Genomic DNA, 22,282 nt, shown 5'->3' on the forward strand with positions numbered 1-22,282 from the left:
CTGAGGTATCGAATGGACACCCGCCACATGCGCTATTTCGTCGCTCTGGCCGAGACCCTGCATTTTGGCCAGGCTGCGGCGCGCATGAACATGAGCCAGCCGCCCTTCAGCAGGCAGATCGCTGCGATCGAGAAGACGCTGGGTGTCCGCCTGTTCGAAAGGAATTCGCGCAGCGTCGCGCTGACGGCCGCGGGAAAGCATTTTCTCGGTGATTGCCGCGCGGTCCTCTCTGCATTCGAAGCAGCCTGCCGCGACGCGCAGCTTGTGGCGAGCGGCGTTAAGGGCGAGCTGAAACTGGGTTTCACCATGTATGCGGCGCAGGTGATCGTGCCGAAACTGGTGCGGCTCTTTTCCGACGCCGTGCCGGACGTGCGGCTGACCCTTGAGGAACGCCTGCCGATCGATATCGACGAATTGCTGGTGGAGGGGCGGCTCGATGCCGCGGTCACCCTCGGCAACCCGACGGCGCCGCATCTGCAGACGCAATTGCTCGCCCGTGACCGGTTGCGCCTCATCGTCCATGCCGGGCATCCGTTGGCTGCGGCTGAAGACGTGGGCCCGCAGGCGCTTGCGGGAGAAAGGCTGATCGCCGCCCCGGCTTCCATCGTCCCGACCCTGCGCCTTGCGATCGGTGCCTATTGCGCGGCGGGCGGCATCGTTCCGCATTTCGCGCTCGAACCGCGCCTGCAGCACACCATCATCCGGCTGGTGGGCGAGGGCCTCGGCGTCGGCCTCATCCCACAATCGCTCTGCAGCGATCTCGGCGAAGGCGTCGTCTCCCGCCCCCTGATCGATCCGCCCGAATTCGATATCGTGCTTTGTGCGCGCACCGCCTCCAAAAACCCGGCCGTTGAACGGCTGTTCGACGTGGCGGGCCGCCTGTCTTTCTAAAGCGCTGGGCCAAGCCTGATCGGACTGCCATCCGAGAAGCGTGAAAACCGGAAGCGCTTGAGATTGTGTCCCACCGCATTGCCCTGGATGAGATCTGCCATGACACGGCCGACCCCGGGGCCGATGCCGAACCCATGGCCGCTCATGCCGGTGGCGACGTAGAGGCCGTCGACTGCGGGCACCCGGTCGATCACCGGAACGACATCCGGCATCGCATCGATCATGCCGGCCCAGGTCTTCTTCAGGCGAACCGGACCGACATTCGGGAAAAGCCGGGCAAATTCGCGCTCCACCAAGCGCAGCCCCTTTTGCGACGCGGCGGGGTTCAGAACGCGCATCCGTTCGAACGGGCTCTGCTCCTCTGCCGTCCAGCTCCGTGGCGTCGACCACGCATCCGGATAGCCCCACGGCGCGGCGGGCATGTAGCCGAGCCCGAATGGATTGTCCAACAGCGCCGGCAGATATTTGATCGCGTGGCGAAACGCATCCGGCCCGACATAGAGCGCGCTGGTGCCGCCGGGCGCCAGCGTATAGCCGCCATCCTGCCGGCGCCGGAAGGCGATATGATCGTCAACCGCAGCACCGGCATGCACCTCCGGCATCGGTTCGGTGGCGGCAACCGTCGAGCGCACGCTCAACTGCGGAATGGAAACACCATGCCGGCGCAAAAACAATGACGACCATGCGCCGCCTGCGACGAGCACGCTGGACGTCTCGATCAGGCCCGCTTCGGTCCACACGCCGCTGATCCGGCCTCCCGACATGTCGAGAACCCGCGCCGCGCAGTTTTCCACGATCACCGCACCCTTGCGCGCCGCAAGCCTTGCCAGCGCCGGAACCGCCAGCCAAGGCTCTGCCCGCATGTCGGATGGCGTCGTCATCGCGCCATGGAAAGCGCGCGACATGCCGGGAATGAGATCCGCCGTTTCCTTGGCACTCAGGAGGCGCGTATCGACGCCATGCCGGCCCGCGATCTTCATGAATTCGTCGTAGCCGGCCATGTCCTTCGCTGCATTGGCGAGATAGGTCACGCCGGTCTGCTGAAGGCCGATATCCTTGCCGCATTCCGCCGCAAGCTGTCTCCACAGCCGGCAGGCCTCGACGACGATCGGCAACTCGTCCGCATCGCGCCCCTGCTGGCGGATCCAGCCCCAGTTGCGCGAGGACTGCTCCGCCGCAACCCGCCCCTTTTCGACGAGAACGACGGCAACGCCCTTTTCGGCGAGATAAAGCGCTGTCGTGACCCCGATCACCCCGCCACCGATAATCACCACATCGGCACGCTTCGGCAGCGGCCCTGCAAACTGGACGGGATCGGCTTCGGAAAACGGAAAATTCGGCACGGCTTGCGTCCTGGCTGGCGGGATGGGGATGCACCCAGTCCTACAGCATCGGCCTGAAAATCGGAATCGATTTTCGCAAAGCGCGATGCATAGAATCAAGACGTTAGATCGTCCTTTGCGCCCGGCCGTCATACCGCGGAACGGGGCGGCTATACGTACGGATAGGGCAGCTTCCCCTTCGTATAATTGAGTCCCAGCCCGGCAGGTGAGACCTTTGTCTGCGAACGGGGCAGACGCCCTGTTCACGCAATCCCTCGCCGGTCGGCCTTGCCCTTCTCCTCCCGAAGAGCTCAGGCAAGGCCGATCCGGAAGCCGCACCATTGAAGGACAAGACAATGAAGGTTCTGAACGACAAGCTTCTTTCCCAGTCCGCTTATTCGCACGAGATCGACATTCCGCTGGAAGCGATCGATATCGCCGACTGGCTGTTCAATCTTCCGGAAGCGGAATACCAGCGCTGCTGCCCGCCCGACCATATCGCTGCGGGCGCCACCTTCACCGACGATGGCCGCCGCATGTCGATCAATGTCGAGATGATCGGCACCGGCCTCGTCGTCCAGCACTATGTTGCGGAAGAAGCGACCCCCTTCTATTGCCGGATGAACTCGATCTCCGACGTCTTCACCCCGACGGGTGAGCGCACCCAGGTCAATGTCATCTGGGAACTGATCGCCGAGGCGATCGACGGCAACCGCACCCGCTATACCAACCGCGTCACCTGCCACCCGACCGATGCCTTCATGGCCTTCATCGAAAAGCACGGCCAGACCTTCGAACAGGCCGCCGCCGCCCGCCAGGCCGCCGGTGGCGATCATAACCACCGCGAAACCCCGCTTTTCGCCGAAAGCATCGCCCGCAAGGCCCGCGCCAGAGCGGCAGTCAAAGCTACGGCCGAGTAAGCTCCGTCTCCCCCGCATAGTAAAACGCCGCCCGTTGGGGCGGCGTTTGCAATAGGGTTTGAAGCTGTGGTCGTTCCGGGTAGGTGCATCTATCCCTAACGTTTCAGTTGTAGGTCTCCGCAGCCACAAAATGGATCGAGCAAGCGGCAGCCGCGCAAGCGACTGCCATACCCCCTATTCAGCCTTTCGGCGGATAGGGATCGTTGCCGTAGGAGTTGCGCTCGCGAATACGACCGTTTTCTCCGTGGATCAGCATTTCCGTACCCTGTTTCTGGGCGATGCCTTTTGCAATGTTGATTGCCTCGCGTTGGGTATCGACAACCTTAGTGGCTCGTTCGGAGCCCGCGCCCTTGACGGCCCAGCCGTCGGCGTGGGGAACGACATGTTGGTTACGCTTGTTGTTCATCTTCAGAATCTTTTCCGGTTAAAGAGAAAGGCCGGCACTTTAGTGCCGGCCTCCATGTTTTCAGGCTGCTCGCCTCTTGAGCGCCATTTCGCGGCTGCCAATGAACTTCCGTTCCTTGAGAACTTCGTTCACGCGACCTGGATTGACGTCGAGGCTTGCCGCGATCCGGTTCTGGAATTCACCGTTCCAGTGGCGAAGCCAGATGTCGACGGCATCATCGAAAGTCAACGTATGGCTCGGCTTACAATTGTCGTTCATTAAACGATCCTTTCGTTTCAAATGGTTACCCTCTTGAAACGGAGGCCGGGAAATGCGATTCTGAATACGCAAACGGTTCAGAGATCGGCATCCCAGCCGTCCGTTCAACGGATTTTGGTTTGTCCGCTGACACCACGGGTCACATTGCAGGTCGGTGCCAGCCTTCCTGTTCTGTGGCCCTTTTTGTTGCAGCCAACCGCGACGGTGCTCGTGGTGTGGTCGGCTATATCTTTTCTCTTCATTCGCTACTCCTTTCCTGCCTTATACTTGGGCGAGTCTTGCTATCCTGTCAAGTTGTCCGGTTCTTATGACGGCCACAAGACATAGTTAATGACATTTATGGGTAGCTTGATTGTCAAGTAATGAACATATTGACATGGCTTTTTTCTAATTCTTTGAAGTTGAAATAATGTTTTAAAACAAATAGTTGTGTACTTGATGTCGAATGATGTTCAAGGGTTTTCTTGAGTCAAGATGATCTCGATTTGATTTGAGTCAAGCTTGACAATCAATGATATAGTTGACGGATTTGTGGGTTTTTGCGATAGTGCGAACGCTGATTAGGAGCGAAATATGGCTGGGCAAAAATCTCGAGCGGCTTTGTTAGACTTTATTGATTACTTGTCCCGAAAGGGGCTGATGAACAAAACTACGGCCTCGGCAAGAAAAGCTGCCGCCAATAACGTTCTTGGGATTCTGGATGAACAGGAGGCAGGAGATATCTCCAGCATTGATTTGGATGAAGTTATGCTTCGTTTCCAAAATCTCAATGGTATGAAATATACTGCAGACAGCCTCACGACCTACAAAAGCCGGGTCCGCTCTGCCATTGATGATTTTCTCAGCTACGTAGAAAATCCGATGGCATTTAAGCCCAGCACGAGCCTGAATCGCAAAGCACAAGATCGTACGCGCGCAACAGATGGCAAGGCCTCTAAAGATAGGAGCCCGATGCGCGCGCCAAATGCCGCTCTTGAGTCTGCATCTCCGCCACTTGTTGCATCGCTCGTCCTGCCAATACCAATTCGGGCAGACTTGACGGTTTACGTCCAAGGGTTGCCATATGACCTCACTCAGGGTGAGGCACTAAAAATAGCCAATGTCATTCGTGCCATGGCTGTTGGCGATTAGCCTCCAAAAGCGGATATCTCTCGAGGCAAATAGATTGCAGGAAGCTGCCGCCCTTAGTCGTCCTTCATCTTCAAGGCTGCGATGAACGCTTCCTGCGGGATGTCGACCTTGCCGAACTGGCGCATGCGCTTCTTGCCTTCCTTCTGCTTTTCCAGAAGTTTGCGCTTGCGGGTGGCATCGCCGCCGTAGCACTTGGCGGTCACGTCCTTGCGCATCGCCGAAATGGTCTCGCGGGCGATTACGTTGCCGCCGATTGCAGCCTGGATCGGGATCTTGAACATGTGCCGCGGGATCAGGTCCTTCAGCTTTTCCACCATGTCGCGGCCGCGCTTTTCGGCCGCCGAGCGGTGAACCAGCATCGACAGGGCATCGACAGGCTCGCCATTGACCATGATCGACATCTTGACGAGATTGCCCTCGCGATAGGTATCGAGGTGATAGTCGAACGAGGCATAGCCCTTGGAGATCGACTTCAGGCGATCGTAGAAATCGAACACCACTTCGTTGAGCGGCAGCTGATAGCTCAGCATGGCGCGCTTGCCGACATAGGTAAGCTCGGTCTGGATGCCGCGACGGTCCTGGCACAGTTTCAGGATGCCGCCGAGATAATCGTCCGGCGTCAGGATGGTGGCCTTGATCCACGGTTCGCGGATTTCGGCGATCTTCACCACGTCCGGCATGTCGGCCGGGTTGTGCAATTCGCGCTCCGAACCATCAGTCATCGTCAACTGGTAGACGACCGAGGGCGCGGTGGCGATCAGGTCGAGGTCGAACTCGCGCTCAAGGCGTTCCTGGATGATTTCCAGATGAAGCAGGCCGAGGAAGCCGCAACGGAAACCGAAACCGAGGGCTGCAGACGATTCCATCTCGAAGGAGAACGAGGCATCGTTGAGGCGCAACTTGCCCATCGCCGCGCGCAGGTCTTCGAAATCGGCGGCATCGACCGGGAAGAGACCGCAGAACACCACCGGCTGGGCCGGCTTGAAGCCCGGCAGCGCCTTCGCCGTCGGTCGCTTGTCTTCGGTGATCGTGTCACCGACGCGGGTATCGGCCACTTCCTTGATCGAGCCGGTGAAGAAGCCGATCTCGCCCGGTCCGAGTGAATCGACGGCCAGCATTTTCGGCGTCAGCACGCCGACGCGTTCCACCTGGTATTTGGCGTCCGTACCCATCATGCGGATGGTCATGCCCTTGGAAAGCACGCCATCGAGAATGCGCACCAGAACCATGACGCCGAGATAGGTATCGTACCAGCTGTCGACCAGCAGCGCCTTCAGCGGGCCTTTTTCGCCGGCTTCGCTCTTCGGCGCCGGCAATTGATGGACGATGGCTTCGAGAACATCGGGAATGCCTAGCCCGGTCTTGGCCGAGATCAGCACGGCCTGGGATGCATCGATGCCGATCACTTCCTCGATCTGCTCCTTGATCCGGTCCGGTTCGGCGGCGGGAAGGTCGATCTTGTTGAGGACGGTGACGATCTCGTGGTTGTTGTCGATCGCCTGATAGACATTGGCAAGCGTCTGCGCCTCGACGCCCTGGGACGCATCGACGACCAGCAGCGAACCTTCGCAGGCGCTGAGCGAGCGCGAGACTTCATAGGCGAAGTCGACATGGCCGGGCGTGTCGATCAGGTTGAGAATATAGGTCTCGCCATTATTCGCCTTGTAATGCAGGCGAACCGTCTGGGCCTTGATGGTAATGCCGCGCTCGCGCTCGATATCCATCGAGTCCAGCACCTGCTCCGACATATCGCGCTCGGCAAGGCCGCCTGTCGACTGGATCAACCGGTCGGCGAGCGTCGACTTGCCGTGGTCGATATGGGCCACGATCGAGAAGTTGCGGATATGGTCAAGGGGCGTTCGGGACGAGGTGCTCATGGCTCGCGCATATAGCAGTGCGAATCCCCGCCGCAAAGCGGAAAGATAAGGCTTTGTTGACGATAAGTGACGGCAACCCTGGATATTGGCAGGGTCGTGCCTCCTTTCGTCATCGGCTGGTCAATTGCCGGCCTGCGCCTTTGCTTCCGCCTGTGCTTCTGCGGCGCCCGGTTCGGTAATGATCGCCGCATTCGGCATCTGCGCGCTTCGAACGCCATGCGTATCGCGCTCGTCTTCCGGTGCCGGACCACGTTCCTTCAGGCGCCAGACGATATAGACGCCATAGGCGATGGCAACCAGAATGATCGCATAGATGAAGGTCTGCTGGCCGAGTTCCGGGGCGAGGAAGGTGATCGCAAGCGGCACGATCGTCGCTGCCGTCGACCATGCGACGAGCAATGTCGAGGAGAGCGGCACGAAATCGCCGGGATCTGCACGGTCATTGGCATGCGCATTGGCGACCGAATAGACGGTTTCCACAGAACCGCCGAAGACCAGGAAGACGATCATCAGAAGCACGAAGGTCGAGAACGACACCATCAGCGCCGCAATGCCGGCCACCACGATCAGGCAGCAGGTGAACAGAAGCACGACACGGCGGTCGAGCCGGTCGGAAATGATGCCGAGCGGATACTGCACGAACAACAGCCCGGTCTGCATCACCAGCATCAAAAGCGCCACCTCGCCCTGCGATACGCCGTTCAGCGTCGCATAGATCGGGGTAAAGCCCTGCACCACCATCGAAAGCCCGCCGGAGGCAAGCACGCCGACGAGGCCGACGGGCGAGATCTTCCAGGCCATCTTGATATTGACGCTGACGCTTGCCGGCGCCGGTGGGTTGGGCAGGCGAGTGAGCCCGATCGGCAGGATCGACAGCGCGGTGACGAAGACGACGATCAGCGGCGCGAGATTGCTGCCCGCCGGTACCTGGCCGAACAGCCAGGCACCGCCGCCGAGCGCCAGCACGAAGGCCATGTAGAAGAACGACATCGCCCGTCCGCGCCATTCGTTGGAAGCCGCATGGTTGAGCCAGCTCTGGGCGATGATGAAATTGACGTTGGATGCCGCGCCATAGATCGCGCGGGCGAGAATCCACCATCCGGCCGGAAGATTGGCGGCCACCAGCACCGCGCCGATGATGACCATCGCCATCGAGCAGGCAAAGAGGCGCGCATGGCCGACCCGGCGGATCAGCGGCCCCGCCAGCACGCAGCCGACAAGTCCGCCGAAGGCAAGCGCCGGCACGGCCATGCGCGCCGCCCAAGCCTCGCCGCTCTGGGTCAGCACGAAAGGCACATAGGTTGCCATGATGCCGCTGCCGATCGCCGCAATCGTCATCGAGATGATGATGCTGGCGATCGAGAAGGGCGATGCCGCCATATGCGACTGCGCGTGGGGTTCAACAGGCGGCTGACTGGTCTGACCCGTCATGCAAGATCTCCGGGGGCTGCGTGCTGTTCGCGCGGCTTCCGCGCCTCCATAGCCTATCGCACCGCATGTTAGCTATCGCACAAACGCCACCGCGTCGAAATTTCCGGCCGATCGTCCAACTGAATTATCGGCGCTTGACTCCACTATAAGAGAATGAAATTCTTAAATCATGGAAAAGACGGATACGGAACTGGAACTGGCGATTGGGGAGCGGCTGAAGATGCTGCGTTCAGCCGCATCGCTGACACTCGATCAGCTGTCGGAGCGCTCGGGCGTCAGCCGGGCGATGATTTCGCGCATCGAGCGCGCCGAGGCAAGCCCGACGGCGGCCCTTCTGGCAAGGCTCTGCGAAGGGCTCGGCCTGACGCTGTCAGCCTTCTTCGCGCCCGAAGAGCCATCCTCGTCTCCGTTCTTGAAGCAATCGGAGCAAAGGCTGTGGCGCGACCCGACGACCGGCTATCTGCGCCGTTCCGTCTCGCCGCCGGGCATGCCGACACCGGTCGATATCGTCGAGGTGGAGTTTCCCGCCGGCGCTCGTGTCAGCTTTCCGCCGCGCGAGGAAAGTCGGGCGATCACCCAGCATGTCTGGCTGTTCGAAGGACGGCTCGACATGATCCTTCCGCAACAGACCTTTGCACTTCATCCCGGCGACTGCCTGTTCATGGATATCGGCGACGCCTTCGACTTCCACAACCCGTCCGATCAGCCCGCCCGCTATGCGGTGATCCTCAATCGGGGACGATAAGATGAAAACAGGAAAATCCGCATGACCGCCACCATCCGTATTCTCGACGGCCAGCAGGCCCGCGCCGCCATCCCGGATCTCTGCGAGGTCCTGTCCGACTGCGTCAATGGCGGCGCGTCCGTCGGCTTCATGCTGCCCTTCGAGCCGCAGGGCGCGGTGGATTATTGGCATGAGATCGCCGATGCGGTGGAAGGGGGCGGCATCATCCTTGCCGTAGCGGAGGTCGAGGGCAGGGTGGTCGGCACGGCGCAGATCGGCCTTGCGTCCAAGCCCAATCAGCCCCATCGCGGCGACCTGATGAAACTCCTCGTCCATCGCTCGGCCCGTGGCCTCGGCCTGTCGCGCAGGTTGGCCGAGGCAGTCGAGACGGAAGCCGCCCACCGCGGCCGCACGCTGCTCGTCCTCGACACGGCGACAGGCAGCGATGCCGAGGCGATCTATCCTCGCCTCGGCTGGCACCGTGTCGGCGTCATTCCCGATTATGCCCTGTGGCCTGAAGGCGGGTTTTGCGACACGACCTTTTTCTACAAGCGGATCGGCTGACCGACCCGCCTGCTTGGCGTCGATTATGCAGTCTTGTGCTGATGCGGCTTGCGCTCGGTGATGAAATAGGTGAGCGCCACGGCGGAAAGTGCCACGCCGATTACCGAGGCCAGCATCCAGCCGCCTTCGGCAAATGCCCATGCACCGATGGCCGAGCCCAGCGCACCACCGACGAAGAAGGTGGCCATGAACAGGCCGTTGAGCCGCGAGCGCAGGTCCGCACCGAGCGAATAGATTGCCCGCTGGCTGATGACGAGCGTCATCGACACGCCGAAATCGAGCAGCACGGCGGCGGCACCGAGGAGGATAAGTGCAATCGTCGAGCCTTCCGGAGCGATATGGGTGATCAGGAAGGCGGCTCCCACGGCAGTGATGCCGAAGGCCGTGGCCGGGCGGCTGAGACCCCGGTCGGCAAGGCGGCCGGCAATCGGCGAGGCGACGGCGCCGGCAACGCCCACAAGAGCAAAGATCGCAATGCCGGCCTGGCTGAGATTGAAGGCGGGGCCAGCGAGAACCAGCGGCGTCACCGTCCAGAACAGGCTGAAAGCACCGAACTGGCAGAACTGGTAAAAAGCGCGGCGGCGCAGCACCGGCTGCGTGGCGTAAAGCGTGCCGAGCGAGACGAGCAGTCCGCCATAGGAAAGCTTGGTATGCGGCACGCGCTTCGGCAGCTGTGTCGCCATGATGAAGACGAGCGCCACCATCACGGCGGCCGACAGGTAGAAGATCACGTGCCAGGATGTGGCCCCGGCAACGAAGCTTGCAACCGGCCGCGCCATCATGATGCCGATCATCAGGCCGCTCATCACATTGCCGACCACCCGGCCGCGATGCTCCTCAGGCGCAAGCCCTGCGGCGAAGGGAACGATCATCTGCACTGCGGTCGAGGCAAGTCCGACAGCGAGCGAGGCGACGAGGAAGGGGATCGCGGCGGTCGAAAGCCCGGCGGCCAGCATGGCGACGGCGGCAGCCCCGATCATGGTGACGATCAGCCGGCGGTTTTCGATGAGATCGCCGAGCGGCACGATGAACAGCAGGCCGAGCCCGTAACCGATCTGGGTCAGCGTGACGATCAGGCCGGTCAGGTGCGGCGGCAAGCCGATCGCCTGCGCAATCGGGCCGGCAAGCGGCTGGGCATAATAGAGATTGGCGACGATCAGGCCGGCCGCGGCGGCCATGACGAAGGTAAGGCCCGCCGTCATGCGGGAATGGGTTATCGGCGCCTTGATCGCCGCGGAGGAACTGTCCATCTTGGGTGTCCTTGAAGAATGCAAAAATGGTCTCAGTCGAGAAGCTTCATCGCTACATCGACAACGGAAAACGTCTGTTCGCGGTTCGGGCTGGTCTTGCCCAGGACCCTGAGGCCCTGGACGATGCTCAACAGCAACCGCGCCGTTCCTCCCGCATCGATCGACCGGCTGACGGAGCCATCCTCCTGGCCCCGCCTGATCAATGCCTCGAATATATGTTCGAACCGATCCATCGAACGCCCGACCCTGACCGCTGCCTCGTCGTCGAAGATTGCAAGTTCCACGGCCGTGCCGACTGCCAGGCATCCGCGGCGGCCCGCTTCGCCATGGGCACCCTCGGCATAAAACGCCAGCATCCGATAGACGCCGTCGCGCCCATCCGATGCCTTGGCCAGTTCTTCATCCAGAAGTGCGTTGCGAACCTGTTTGTACCGGTCGAAGGACGCCAGGAAGATCGCATGCTTGTCCTTGAAAGCCTTGTACAAACTTCCGGCCGTCAATCCCATTGCATCCCTGAGGTCGGCAATCGAGGTGCCGTGATAGCCCTGTTCGCTGAACACCGTGATCGCCTTGTCGAGCGCATCGTTGATATCGAACTCGCGTGGGCGCCCGGCCGGGCGGGTCATGATGGCACCATCGGTATTCATGGCGGTTTGCCTAATAGGGAATGATTGTTTCCAAATAGGCGAAGGTCGCCCTTCGGTCAAGGGGCGATATGCCGGGCCTATGCAGAAATCTCGGAACGGTTTCGATTGTCAGGGGTTGGTCCACTGTCACCAACATCAAAGCTGGAGGACAGACATGAGCAAAAGTGACGTACAGGAAGCTGTAAAGCGCGCCAAGCGACAGGTGGAAAACACCAGTTCCGGCGGCCATCTCGGTGGCACCTATTACGGCCAGAACCCCGATGGCAAGACGTCGTCGACAAATGCCAATGTCGGCAACAACCGCACCAATAGCGGCAGCTGACATCCTGTGCTTGTGAGTTTTCGAGAGCCCCGCCGCGCGCGGGGCTCGTTTCGTATGTAACGACTACCGCGCCGATGGCGGCGCAGATCCAGCAAAAATCCGCGTTACCCTGTCGGCATCTCTCTCCCCTTCGCGTCGTTGGTGTATCATGGCGTATCTTGCGCGCCGGAGGAGGCCCACGGGAGGGTGGAATGGAGAGCAGCAACTATCGTTGGGTCATCGTGTTTGCCGGCGGGCTGATGGGCTGCGTGGCGGTCGGCATCATGTTTTCGCTTGCCGTGTTTCTCGAACCGATCGCCCGCCAGACCGGCTGGTCGCACGCAGCCATATCGATGGCGATGACGGTCAATTTCATCGTCATGGGACTGGGGAGCTTCATGTGGGGCTGGGCGAGCGATCGCTTCGGCACCCGCATCGTCGTTCTGATCGGCTCGCTCCTCGCCGGCCTGTCGCTCGTTCTGGCCAGCCGGGCGGAAAGTCTTTTGTCGTTCCAGATCGCCTATGGCTGTCTTGTCGGCCTCTCGGCCAGCGCCTTCACCGCGCCGATGATCTCGCTCACCATGCGCTGGTTCGACACGCAGAGAAGCCTTGCGGTCTCCTTGGTTTCGGCCGGCATGGGCATGGCGCCGATGACGATTTCGCCTCTGGCGCGCTGGCTGATCACCGAGACAGGCGACTGGCGCACCGCAATGCTGGCGATCGGCATGGGCGCCTGGATCATCCTTCTGCCGACCGTGCTTCTGGTGCGCAATCCGCCACCCATGCGGGAGACTGCCGGTGAAACCGCTTTTGCCGATGATGCCGCAACGCCGCTTTCAACCGTCTTCCGCTCGCCACAATTCCTCGTCCTTGCCTTCACCTTCTTTGCCTGCTGCACGGCGCATTCCGGGCCCATATTCCACATGGTCAGCTATGCCATGTCCTGCGGCGTGGCACCGATGGCGGCGGTATCGATCTACAGCGTCGAGGGGGCGGCAGGTCTTGGCGGGCGCATCCTCTATGGCGTTGCCGCCGACCGGCTGGGCGTCAAGCCGGTGCTGATCACCGGCCTCCTGATCCAGGCTCTGGTGATCGCCGCCTATACGCTGGCGAGCGATATTACCCATTTCTATCTGCTGGCGGTGATCTTCGGCGGCACCTATGGCGGGGTGATGCCTCTCTACGCGGTTCTGGCGCGCGACTATTTCGGCGCGAAAATATTGGGAAGCGTGCTCGGCGCAGCCTCCATGCTGTCGAGCATCGGCATGGCCTTCGGCCCGCTTGCCGGGGGCTGGGCCTTCGACGCCTTCAACAATTACAACTGGCTCTTCTTCGGTTCGGCGCTGGTGGGCCTTGCCGCGGTTCTGATCGCTCTTGCCTTTCCGCCGCTGCCGCAAGGTGAGGCGCGGAAGCTTCAGCCGGCATGACATGCCCATCAAAAAAGCCCGGCAATGCCGGGCTCTTGGATCAGTGATCCTTCGCTTTTCGCTGCGTGCGAGCGGCCGGCGCGGCGGTTTCCTCGGCCTCCCGCTGGAGGCGAAGAATGCGCAATCGCTCGGTCTTTTCCTCGCGCGAATGCACTTCCGCAGCAATGATGGCGCGAGCGGCTTCATCGGTCACGGCGGCCTTTTCCCGGGCGGAAAGCTTGGGCGGGTTAGAGAGTTCTTCCTTGATGGCAGTCATGATCTCTTCCTTCCTGAGGGCGGGGAACGATGGTGTTTGGGCCTCAGCGCGTGCGCGCGGCCTTTTTCGGCGCGGGCAAGAGCCCTTCGCGCTGCATCTTCTTGCGGGCGAGCTTGCGGATGCGCCGCACCGCCTCCGACTTTTCGCGGGCGCGCCGCTCAGACGGCTTTTCATAGGCGCTGCGCGCCTTCATCTCGCGAAACACGCCTTCGCGCTGCATTTTCTTCTTCAGGACCCTGAGGGCCTGGTCGACATTGTTGTCTCTGACGATAACCTGCAAATGACATCCTTTCAGATCTGAAAAGGCCTGATGGCATGAACGAAAAAAGGCCGGGCAAACCCGACCTTTCCGGGACCGGCCGCCTGCACTCGCTGCCGGTACATCCGCGGTCAGGAGAGGCGACTGGCATTCAACGGAACCGACGCCAACGGTAATGCGCTGACTGCGCAAACGGGCCGGACGCGTTGAAGTTTCGATGATGCTGATATGGGGTGCCGATCAGGAAAATCAATAAGATCACGGCAATTAATTCGCCCGCTATGCTTTTGCCGGCCACAAAGCGGCAAGCCCGGACATGCGCTCCGGGCTTGCATTTCAGGGCGTCCGGCGATCAGAGCGTGCCGTTGCGCTGCTGCATGATCATGAACGTGTCGTAGCTGTATTCAGCCACCTGCGTCCACAGATAGGCGTCCTTCTTGAACGCCTGCTGGTGGTCGTAGATCTTCTTGAAGGACGGGCTCTTTTCCGACAGGCCGGCATAAACATCCATGGCCGCCTTGAAGCAGGTTTCCATGATGTCCTTGCTGAACGGTTTCAGGATCGCGCCTTCGGCAACGAGCTTGCGCAAGGCCACCGCATTACGGGCATCGTAATTCGCCAGCATGCTCGTATTGGCCGAGGCGCAGGCGGCCTTCAGGATCGCCTGGTAGTGCTTCGGCAGGCCGTTGAACTTTTCCAGGTTGAAGAAGGCATGCATGGCCGGGCCACCCTCCCACCATGCCGGATAGTAGTAGTACTTGGCCACCTTGACGAAGCCGAGCTTCTCGTCGTCATAGGGGCCGACGAATTCGGTGGCGTCGATCGTGCCTTTTTCGAGCGCGGCATAAACGTCGCCGCCGGCAATCTGCTGCGGCGTCACGCCGACCTTCGACATCACCTGGCCGGCAAGACCGGCAATCCGCATCTTCAGGCCCTTCAGATCGTCGATCGTGACGATCTCCTTGCGGAACCAGCCACCCATCTGCGTGCCGCTATTGCCGGCCGGCAGCGCATAGAGGCCGCGCGGCGCAAGGAATTCGTTGATCAGCGCGTTGCCGCCGTTCTGGAACCAGGCATTGGTCATGCGCGCATTGAGGCCGAACGGGATCGCCGTGCCGAGCGCAAACGCCGGATCCTGCCCGATATAGTAGTAGGAGCAGGTATGCGCCATCTCGACCGTGCCGTCGGCCACCGCATCGGCGGCCTGCAGGCCGGGCACGAGTTCGCCGGCAGCGAAGGTCTGGATGGTAAAATTGCCATCCGTCGCCTCGTTGACGATCTGCGCGATCTCATTGCCGGCGCCGAAAATGATATCGAGGCTCTTCGGGAAGGAGGATGTCATCCGCCAGTTGATCTTCGGATTGTCCTGCGCGAGGGCCGGGGTGGCCAAGGGGATGGCCAGGGGAGCGGTAACCGCTGCCGATGCCGCAACGCCGATCCCGGTCGTCGTCGCCTTCCTGAAGAACTGCCTGCGATCCATGAAAATTCTCCTCCCCTTCGATCTGCCCTCTGCAATCGTGGGGCATTTGATAATCCTATTGATTTGGCGAGAACAAGTCGAAACCCCAGACTTCGTCGCGATTTTTCCGGTTTTCGCCAACTCCGCCTATGCGTCTGAACGCATATGGCCGCGGCGCGCTCATGGCACTTGCATTCGCCGGCGAAAATCCACAATTTAGAATTATTCTAAATTGGAGTTTGCAATGCTGCGCCGCCTCATGCCGTCCTCCCGCCGGTCCTTTTCATCCCTGTCCGAAGAGGAAATTCTAGCACTCGCAATCGGCTCGGAAGAGGAAGATGCGCGTATCTACCTGGGCTATGCGGATGGCTTGAGGGCTGAATATCCGGCTTCCGCAAAAGTCTTCGAGGAGATGGCCGAGGTCGAGCAGACCCACAGGAACATGCTGATCGAAATGTTCCGCTCGCGCTTCGGCGAGCGCATTCCGCTGATCCGCCGCGAACATGTCCAGGGATTCTATGCCCGCAAGCCCGACTGGCTGCGCAAGAACCTGTCGCTCGATGCCGTGCGGGCCGAAGCCGAAGGCATGGAGCAGCAGGCGGCCCGCTTTTATCGCGAGGCGATGAAGAACGTCTCCGATGCCTCGACACGCAAGCTGCTGGGTGATCTGGCGCTCGCCGAGGAAGGGCATGAGGATATCGCCCGCATGCTGGCCGAGCGGAACGTGCCGCCGGAGGCGCTGAGCGAGGAGGATGAGACCGCCCGCCGCCGGTTCATCCTCACCTATGTCCAGCCCGGTCTCGCCGGCCTGATGGATGGCTCGGTGTCCACGCTGGCACCAATCTTTGCTGCCGCCTTCGCCACGCAGGACACCTGGTCGACATTCCTGATCGGCCTTTCCGCCTCGGTCGGCGCCGGCATTTCCATGGGCTTTACCGAAGCCGCCCATGACGACGGCAAGATTTCCGGCCGCGGCTCGCCGATCAGGCGCGGCCTTGCCTCGGGCATCATGACGGCGCTCGGCGGTCTCGGCCACGCGCTGCCCTACCTGATCCCGCATTTCTGGACCGCCACGATCGTCGCCGCCGTCGTCGTCTTCTTCGAGCTCTGGGCGATCGCCTTCATCCAGAACCGTTACATGGAAACGCCGTTCCTGCGCGCCGTCTTCCAGGTCGTGTTCGGCGGTTCGCTGGTCCTTGCTGCCGGCATCTTCATCGGCAATGCAGGCTGAGCTGGATCAGGCGGCCTCTCTGGCATCGGTGCCGAGCGGTGCCGTCAGCGTGAACACGGCGCCGTTGTCGTTGTGGATCTCCGATTGCCCGCCGAGCTGGCGCACGAAGCTTGAGATGAGCTTCGTGCCCATGCCCGTGGTCCGGGCGTCTTCGGCAAGCCCCGGACCGTCGTCACGGATCGTCAGCTTCAATGTCTCGCCCTCGGCAACGAGGCGGACGGTGAGCCTGCCCTGGTCGCGACCGGCAAAGGCATATTTGAAGGCGTTCGATACCACCTCGTTGATGATCATGCCGAGCGGCAGGGCCTGGTCGCGGTCGAGCGCGATCGGCTGCAGGTCGAGATCGAGCGTCACCGGCATGTCGTAGCCGGATGCGATGTCGGAGATCAGCCGGCTGGCATAGGGTGCCACCTCGATCTCCTCGAACTGGTCCGTATTGTAGATCTGCTCGTGCACGGCGATCATCGCGCCGATGCGCCTTGCCATGTCGTCGCGCGCTTCCTGCGGCAGGCGCTGCAGCCTCACCAGCGCCAGAACCGCCTGCAGATTGTTCTTTACCCGGTGATGGATCTCCCGCAGCAGAAAGCGGTTGCGCTCGACGGCCTGTTCCAGTTCGTCATTGCGCAGTGCCGTGCGGTAGAGCAGTGCATAGATCCAGAAGGATGCGCCGACGAGGATCGCCATCAGCGGCACGATCAACAGGGCATCGGCAAACAGATTTTTCCAGAACTGGTCGAGAACCTCCTGGCGCTCGATCGCCGCAAGCGCAAACAGCGGCCAGCCCTGCACCTTCCAGAAGGCCACGATGCGCGAAAGCCCGTCGATCTGTGAGACGGGATTGTGGTAGAAACCGGTCTCGCTCTTGCGGGTCAGCGGATACCATTCCGTCTTGCTGAGATCGACCGGCTTCAGTGCTGGCGGGCGCCGCGCCATCAGCCAGCCGTCGTCGCGCACGACGGATATCGTCGAGTTGGGCCCGAGATTCATCGAGGCCCAGAAGCGATCCAGATTGTCGTTCGGGATGGTGATCGTCGCCACCCCGTTGAACTCGTCCCGCCCGCCGATCCGTCTCGCGATGATGAAGCCAGGTCTGCCGGCGCGCTCATTGTCGAGAAGCCGGCTGAACGTCAGTTCCTCGCCGTCCTTCAACCGCTTGAAATAGGCGCGGTTGGCGTGGTTCGGCAACGTATCGTCTATGGCGCTGGAGTAACGTGTCTGGCCGTCCTGGTCGAGAATGGCATATTGGAAACCCGCCGGCAGTTCGCCGACGGCCCGCTCCATGTCGACGATCAGTTCGGCGGAACTGTCGATCGGCCGTCCGTCGATGGCAGCCTCGATCCGGCGTAGCGCCAGATCGCTTGCCTCCATCATCCATTCCATATGGGCGGCAACCACATGGGCGGACGAAACCGCGCGGGCTTCGCCCTCCTTCAGGGCATTGTTGTAGTTTTCATAGACTGTCAGGGCGCCGACGCTGAGCACGGCAGCAATCAGCACACCGGCAAGCCAAAGCGGCAGGGTTGGCCGGGCGGACCCATGCGGGCGTATCAAGCCTGTCAACCGATTGTCACGCACCGCTGGTCTCCATGGCGGAAAGGTATCGTATGTCCGGGCGGCGATCCGGGCACCTTTCCGAGTCACGAAAACTAGAGACAACAACCCGCCACTGCAAGCAGAGCGGGTTATATGCTTAATAGCTTATTTTTAAAGCTTGGTGTCCGCGGCCGGTCAGCGCAATGCGCCGACGAGCAGATCCCGGCCGTTTTCGATGGTGACCCAGCGCCCCGTGTTGAACGTCGCCTGACGCTTGAGGTAGGTATAGGGGGTCTTGTACCAGACGAGCACGTCGTTATCGAGATTGTCGAGGATGAAGTCGCCATCGGTGGTGCGCAGCGTCAGGACCGCATGGCCTTCGCCATCCGGCTTGCGCACGACGGTGATCAAAAGGTCGGAAAGCGGGAAGCCGGCCTGGGCCAGTTCCTTGCGCTTCTCCAAGGCATAGTCTTCGCAATCGGCATAGACGGTCGGGTAGGCCCAATATTCCTCGACGCCATAGGTCTCAAGATCGGTCTGCGGGATGTAGCGCACGTTGACGGCGTGATTGATGTCGCGCACCGTGTTCCAGGCGGCATCGTCCATCCGGGCGGCCGGCGCGGAGCGGCTCTTGATATCGCATTCGTCGGGAAGCCGCTGGCAGAATTCGTAATGGCCGATGGGCTGCGAGGTCACCGCACCGGTGACCATCGCGGCAGAAGGCTGCTGCGGAGCCGGTATTGCGGCGCTAACCGGTGCAAGCACACCAATGAGGATCGCAGCTACACGCCACGTCTTCAGGGCTATTCTCATCGACCCGTCCCTTAAATTCCTAACAAAAAGTTAAGAGGGGATCGGGCCCAGAGTCAATTGTTCAGCTTTTGTTAAGGTGAGGCTCTTTACGAATATGGTTAAAACTGCTGCATTTCTGTCTCAGGCGGCAGTTCAATCCCGTACAATCATGCTTCTGACGGCCGCTTCCATCTTCTCCAGATCCTGCGGGCGCGACAGTCTGTGGTCGCCATCCCTGATCAGGGTCAGCACGACATCGTCGGCCGGCAGGAATTCCATCAGCTTGAGCGCATGGGCATAAGGCACGTCCGGATCGGCCATGCCCTGCAGGATATGCACCGGGCAGCCCGTCTGGATGATGCCGGTCAGCACCCGGTTGCGCCTTCCGTCTTCCATCAGCGCGCGCGTATAGATGTTCGGCTCGGGGCTGTATTCGGAAAGCTCTTCGAAATAGCCTTTCTCCTCGAGCGACAGGCGTTCCTTGTCGCTCAGCGCCGGTTCGACCAGCTCGCTGGTGAAATCCGGTGCTGGCGCAATCAGCACCATGCCGGCAACTTTCGGGCCCGACTGACGCTTGTTGAGCTCCTGGACGAGCCGCAGCGCGATCCAGCCACCCATCGAAGAGCCGACGAGGATGACGCTTTTCGGGTCTGCCGCCTCGATGACGGCGAGCGCCTCTTCCAGCCAGCGGGAAATCGAGCCATCGCGGAATTCGCCTCCGGAGGCGCCATGGCCGGAATAGTCGAAACGGATGCAACTCGTGCCGGTCGCTTCTGCCAGCGCGTCGAGTGCGACCGCCTTGGTGCCGGTCATGTCGGAGCGGTAACCGCCGAGCCACACCAGCGCCGGTGCCGTGCTGGCAGCCGTTGCCGGGCGCTCGATGACCGCGATCTTGCGGATGTCGGTACCCGTACCTACAGTAATGGCAGCGGTCTTGGCGATGGTTACTTCGGTCATTAGCTCACTCCTGGAAACGGCAGGAGCTATAAAGCAGATTTTAACCGGTTGTCAGGAGGTGATTTTTTCGCGCCGCCATGCTATTGACTTCCACCCGGTAATCGCGACATTCCGCTCGGCTCTTGGCCGCGCGCGATTTTCGTCGTTGCCTGCGCCCGAAACGTTCTAGGAGAATACGACCATTCGCAGACCATTCAAAGCCGATGCCCCCGTCAAGGAGGGCCCGCGCTCCAACCGGGAAATTCGCGTTCCCAAGGTCCAGCTTATCGATGCCGAAGGCCAGAATCTCGGTGCAGTACCGACTGATCAGGCCCTTCGCATGGCCGAAGAGGCGGGACTCGATCTTGTAGAAATCTCGCCGAACAACGATCCGCCGGTGTGCAAGATCCTCGATCTCGGCAAGCTGAAATACGCGAACCAGAAAAAGGCGGCCGAAGCTCGCAAGAAGCAGAAGATCGTTGAAGTCAAAGAAATCAAGATGCGCCCGAACATCGACACGCACGATTACGACGTGAAGATGAAGGCGATGAACCGCTTCTTCGAAGAAGGCGACAAGGTGAAGGTGACGCTGAAGTTCCGCGGCCGCGAAATGGCCCACCAGGAACTCGGCATGAAGCTTCTGTTGCAGGTCAAGGAAGACACGCTGGAGATCGCCAAGGTCGAAGCCGAGCCCAAGCTCGAAGGCCGTCAGATGATGATGGTTCTGGCGCCGAAGTAAGCTTTGCCTCTGCACTTCGATGAGGAGATCGAAGGGCGGTTGGCCGGTCTCAAAGCCCGGCTTTCGAGGAGGATTTCCCCCATTGCGCTTTTGACCGACTGCGGTTATAAGCGCGCGTCCGAACGGTCCGGCAGGGCATGCCGTGGCCGTTCTAAATGCTTGAAGCTGACCTCGTCAGTCGGCTTCGATACAAAAACGGAGTAGCAAAATGCCCAAGATGAAGACGAAGTCGGCTGCCAAGAAGCGGTTCAAGGTAACCGCCACCGGTAAGGTCGTTGCAGCTGCTGCTGGCAAGCGCCACGGCATGATCAAGCGTTCCAACAAGTTCATCCGCGATGCACGCGGCACGATGATCCTCGCTGAGCCGGATGGCAAGAAGGTCATCAAGAACTACCTGCCCAACGGTCTCTGAGACTTTACGGCTTTTTGGATCAGTTAAGGAGATCATGACATGGCACGCGTAAAACGTGGCGTAACATCCCGCGCCAAGCACACCAAGACCCTCAAGGCAGCCAAGGGCTTCTACGGCCGCCGCAAGAATACCATCCGCGCCGCAAAGGCTGCAGTTGACCGTTCGCGTCAGTTTGCAACCCGCGACCGTCGCGTCAAGAAGCGCAACTTCCGCGCTCTGTGGATCCAGCGTATCAACGCTGCCGTCCGCGACGCAGGCCTGACCTACGGCCGTTTCATCGACGGTCTCAACAAGGCTGGCATCGAAGTCGACCGCAAGGTTCTGTCCGACATGGCAATCCATGAGCCGGCAGCATTCGGCGCTCTCGTCGAAGCTTCCAAGAAGGCTCTTGCCTATCTGAAGAACACCGGCACTGCCAACGAGTTTGAAAGCGCGGTCAAGTAAACCGGCGCAAGCGAACCGTTTCGCATTTTTGAAGAACCCGCGCCGGCCAAGGGTCTGCGCGGGTTTTTCTGTTTCGACTTTTGCGCTGATGCGGACCGGCATATCGCGCAAATGTGTGCAGCCACTTATACAACTGGCATGCAATAAGGGGCCGCGCCTGAAACGCGAATCCAAAGGGTCGCAACACGCTTCGGGCGATCCCTTTATAATCCCGGTGGCAGGAGATGCCGTCATTGCCTGATAATATCGTTGATTTGAAAAACCGGCCCAAATTGCCCGCGGCCGATATCGAAACGCTTCTTACGGCCCTTGTTGCGGACGACAACCGGGTGCAGTCGGTGTCGCTGACCTGCGGCACGGTGTGGATCAAGCGCCACGGAGATAAGGGCCGCAACGCCATCGTGGCCGTCCAGCGCGCTATCGCCCGCCTCCTGCGCCTGCCTTTCATGCGTCCGTCGCCGACGGTCAATGGCGAGGGCATGGTGGCACGCGACCTTCGCCGCATGGACAAATTTGCCCGTGCCGATATCCCCACCGCCGCAATCGTCTACTCGTCCGGCAGCGCCATCGTGCTGAGCGACATTACCCCAACGGTCGATCAGCAGCTGCGGACGCTGCGAAAGTCCGATCATGCCGCCTATGACGATCTTCTCGTCTTCTGCTGCGCCGAACTGGGTCGCCTTCATGCGGCCGACCTTTGCCATGGCCGTCCCGTCCCGCGCGATATGTTCGTCAAGGATGGCCGCCTCGGCTATATCGATTTCGAGGAGGAGCCCGAGGCGATCATGCCCTTGCCGATGGCGCAGGCGCGTGATCTCTGGCTGTTCTTCCTGCAGGTGAGTGATAGGGCATTCGACCGTAAGGCGACGCAGGATCGGGCCTATCAGGCCTGGGCGAATACCGCACCTCAGGCTGCAATTGCCGAACTCGGCAAGCTGGGGCGCTCGATGGAGCGCTTTTTATGGTTTGCACGGTTGATTGGCCGATTTCACATGGGTAGAGATTTGCGGCAATTCATCCTGGCCACAACCTATCTGACAACAGTATTCAACGGCTGACGGGCCGCAAAGCA

At 60.8% G+C, this 22,282-nt stretch carries 25 protein-coding genes; 12 read left to right on the plus strand and 13 right to left on the minus strand.

What is annotated here, in order from left to right; genetic code table 11:
- Positions 1-12: 12 nt before the first annotated feature.
- Positions 13-891: a LysR family transcriptional regulator gene (locus tag NCHU2750_RS20260; protein WP_119942563.1), complete on the plus strand. Its 879-nt coding sequence runs from the start codon at positions 13-15 to the stop codon at positions 889-891.
- Here NCHU2750_RS20260 and NCHU2750_RS20265 read toward each other — a convergent pair.
- Positions 888-2,234 carry an NAD(P)/FAD-dependent oxidoreductase gene (locus tag NCHU2750_RS20265; protein WP_119942565.1) on the minus strand — a complete coding sequence of 449 codons (1,347 nt, stop codon included), beginning with the start codon at positions 2,232-2,234 and terminating at the stop codon, positions 888-890. The genes NCHU2750_RS20260 and NCHU2750_RS20265 overlap by 4 nt on opposite strands.
- A 335-nt stretch (positions 2,235-2,569) precedes the next feature.
- On the opposite strand from NCHU2750_RS20265, the gene NCHU2750_RS20270 reads away from it, so the two are divergent.
- A complete protein-coding gene (locus NCHU2750_RS20270; RefSeq protein ID WP_119943607.1) occupies positions 2,570-3,133 on the plus strand; it encodes a hypothetical protein in 564 nt (187 codons plus the stop codon).
- A gap of 178 nt (positions 3,134-3,311) precedes the next feature.
- On the opposite strand, the gene NCHU2750_RS20275 is transcribed toward NCHU2750_RS20270, so the two are convergent.
- Positions 3,312-3,539: a DUF2188 domain-containing protein gene (locus NCHU2750_RS20275; RefSeq protein WP_119942567.1), complete on the minus strand. Its 228-nt coding sequence runs from the start codon at positions 3,537-3,539 to the stop codon at positions 3,312-3,314.
- A 60-nt stretch (positions 3,540-3,599) separates the two neighbouring features.
- Positions 3,600-3,797, minus strand: coding sequence for a hypothetical protein (locus NCHU2750_RS20280; protein WP_119942568.1), 198 nt, complete (start codon positions 3,795-3,797; stop codon positions 3,600-3,602).
- A gap of 573 nt (positions 3,798-4,370) precedes the next feature.
- Here NCHU2750_RS20280 and NCHU2750_RS20285 point away from each other — a divergent pair.
- Positions 4,371-4,928, plus strand: coding sequence for a hypothetical protein (locus tag NCHU2750_RS20285; RefSeq protein ID WP_119942570.1), 558 nt, complete (start codon positions 4,371-4,373; stop codon positions 4,926-4,928).
- A gap of 53 nt (positions 4,929-4,981) precedes the next feature.
- On the opposite strand, the gene lepA is transcribed toward NCHU2750_RS20285, so the two are convergent.
- Positions 4,982-6,805: a translation elongation factor 4 gene (gene lepA / locus NCHU2750_RS20290; RefSeq protein WP_119942572.1), complete on the minus strand. Its 1,824-nt coding sequence runs from the start codon at positions 6,803-6,805 to the stop codon at positions 4,982-4,984.
- Between the two features lie 120 nt (positions 6,806-6,925).
- Positions 6,926-8,236 carry an MFS transporter gene (locus tag NCHU2750_RS20295; RefSeq protein WP_502703809.1) on the minus strand — a complete coding sequence of 437 codons (1,311 nt, stop codon included), beginning with the start codon at positions 8,234-8,236 and terminating at the stop codon, positions 6,926-6,928.
- 169 nt (positions 8,237-8,405) lie between these two features.
- Here NCHU2750_RS20295 and NCHU2750_RS20300 point away from each other — a divergent pair, with 169 nt between their 5' ends.
- Together NCHU2750_RS20300 and NCHU2750_RS20305 are read left to right on the plus strand one after the other, a co-directional pair.
- The gene (locus NCHU2750_RS20300; protein WP_119942575.1) at positions 8,406-8,981 is read left to right on the plus strand and encodes a helix-turn-helix domain-containing protein; all 576 of its coding nucleotides are present in this window, start codon (positions 8,406-8,408) and stop codon (positions 8,979-8,981) included.
- A 21-nt stretch (positions 8,982-9,002) separates the two neighbouring features.
- The gene (locus tag NCHU2750_RS20305) at positions 9,003-9,524 is read left to right on the plus strand and encodes a GNAT family N-acetyltransferase (protein WP_119942577.1); all 522 of its coding nucleotides are present in this window, start codon (positions 9,003-9,005) and stop codon (positions 9,522-9,524) included.
- Positions 9,525-9,547: 23 nt separating this feature from the next.
- On the opposite strand, the gene NCHU2750_RS20310 is transcribed toward NCHU2750_RS20305, so the two are convergent.
- Positions 9,548-10,774: an MFS transporter gene (locus NCHU2750_RS20310; RefSeq protein ID WP_119942580.1), complete on the minus strand. Its 1,227-nt coding sequence runs from the start codon at positions 10,772-10,774 to the stop codon at positions 9,548-9,550.
- Positions 10,775-10,806: 32 nt separating this feature from the next.
- On the minus strand, positions 10,807-11,421 hold the full coding sequence (locus NCHU2750_RS20315; protein ID WP_119942582.1) for a TetR/AcrR family transcriptional regulator: 615 nt from the start codon (positions 11,419-11,421) through the stop codon (positions 10,807-10,809).
- A gap of 154 nt (positions 11,422-11,575) precedes the next feature.
- Between NCHU2750_RS20315 and NCHU2750_RS30620 the strand changes: the two genes are divergently transcribed.
- Entirely contained in the window at positions 11,576-11,743 is a 168-nt protein-coding gene (locus NCHU2750_RS30620; RefSeq protein WP_162939690.1) for a hypothetical protein, read from the plus strand.
- 191 nt (positions 11,744-11,934) lie between these two features.
- Positions 11,935-13,149: an MFS transporter gene (locus NCHU2750_RS20320; protein ID WP_119942584.1), complete on the plus strand. Its 1,215-nt coding sequence runs from the start codon at positions 11,935-11,937 to the stop codon at positions 13,147-13,149.
- Between the two features lie 40 nt (positions 13,150-13,189).
- On the opposite strand, the gene NCHU2750_RS20325 is transcribed toward NCHU2750_RS20320, so the two are convergent.
- The 3 genes from NCHU2750_RS20325 to NCHU2750_RS20335 all read right to left on the minus strand — a co-directional run bounded on the left by NCHU2750_RS20325 (position 13,190) and on the right by NCHU2750_RS20335 (position 15,144).
- Entirely contained in the window at positions 13,190-13,405 is a 216-nt protein-coding gene (locus NCHU2750_RS20325; RefSeq protein WP_119942586.1) for a hypothetical protein, read from the minus strand.
- 43 nt (positions 13,406-13,448) lie between these two features.
- Positions 13,449-13,685, minus strand: a complete 237-nt coding sequence (rpsU, locus tag NCHU2750_RS20330; RefSeq protein ID WP_119942588.1) for a 30S ribosomal protein S21 — start codon at positions 13,683-13,685, stop codon at positions 13,449-13,451.
- 331 nt (positions 13,686-14,016) lie between these two features.
- Positions 14,017-15,144, minus strand: coding sequence for a TRAP transporter substrate-binding protein (locus NCHU2750_RS20335; RefSeq protein ID WP_119942590.1), 1,128 nt, complete (start codon positions 15,142-15,144; stop codon positions 14,017-14,019).
- A 223-nt stretch (positions 15,145-15,367) separates the two neighbouring features.
- Between NCHU2750_RS20335 and mbfA the strand changes: the two genes are divergently transcribed.
- Positions 15,368-16,354 carry an iron exporter MbfA gene (gene mbfA / locus NCHU2750_RS20340; RefSeq protein WP_119942592.1) on the plus strand — a complete coding sequence of 329 codons (987 nt, stop codon included), beginning with the start codon at positions 15,368-15,370 and terminating at the stop codon, positions 16,352-16,354.
- A gap of 6 nt (positions 16,355-16,360) precedes the next feature.
- On the opposite strand, the gene NCHU2750_RS20345 is transcribed toward mbfA, so the two are convergent.
- The 3 genes from NCHU2750_RS20345 to NCHU2750_RS20355 form a co-directional block, all read right to left on the minus strand.
- Positions 16,361-17,929: a sensor histidine kinase gene (locus NCHU2750_RS20345; RefSeq protein WP_162939691.1), complete on the minus strand. Its 1,569-nt coding sequence runs from the start codon at positions 17,927-17,929 to the stop codon at positions 16,361-16,363.
- Between the two features lie 153 nt (positions 17,930-18,082).
- Positions 18,083-18,700 (minus strand): transglutaminase-like cysteine peptidase, encoded by a 618-nt coding sequence (locus NCHU2750_RS20350; RefSeq protein ID WP_119942596.1) that lies wholly within the window; start codon positions 18,698-18,700, stop codon positions 18,083-18,085.
- Positions 18,701-18,832: 132 nt separating this feature from the next.
- On the minus strand, positions 18,833-19,636 hold the full coding sequence (locus tag NCHU2750_RS20355; protein WP_119942598.1) for an alpha/beta hydrolase: 804 nt from the start codon (positions 19,634-19,636) through the stop codon (positions 18,833-18,835).
- 181 nt (positions 19,637-19,817) lie between these two features.
- Between NCHU2750_RS20355 and infC the strand changes: the two genes are divergently transcribed.
- From infC to NCHU2750_RS20375, 4 genes are all read left to right on the plus strand, one after another.
- Positions 19,818-20,354, plus strand: coding sequence for a translation initiation factor IF-3 (gene infC, locus NCHU2750_RS20360; protein WP_119942600.1), 537 nt, complete (start codon positions 19,818-19,820; stop codon positions 20,352-20,354).
- 208 nt (positions 20,355-20,562) lie between these two features.
- Positions 20,563-20,766: a 50S ribosomal protein L35 gene (gene rpmI / locus NCHU2750_RS20365; protein WP_046793986.1), complete on the plus strand. Its 204-nt coding sequence runs from the start codon at positions 20,563-20,565 to the stop codon at positions 20,764-20,766.
- Between the two features lie 39 nt (positions 20,767-20,805).
- Positions 20,806-21,210 (plus strand): 50S ribosomal protein L20, encoded by a 405-nt coding sequence (gene rplT / locus NCHU2750_RS20370; protein ID WP_119942602.1) that lies wholly within the window; start codon positions 20,806-20,808, stop codon positions 21,208-21,210.
- Positions 21,211-21,443: 233 nt separating this feature from the next.
- On the plus strand, positions 21,444-22,268 hold the full coding sequence (locus NCHU2750_RS20375; RefSeq protein ID WP_162939692.1) for a BUD32 family EKC/KEOPS complex subunit: 825 nt from the start codon (positions 21,444-21,446) through the stop codon (positions 22,266-22,268).
- Positions 22,269-22,282 lie beyond the last annotated feature (14 nt).

This window comes from Neorhizobium sp. NCHU2750, assembly GCF_003597675.1.
Lineage (GTDB): Bacteria > Pseudomonadota > Alphaproteobacteria > Rhizobiales > Rhizobiaceae > Neorhizobium.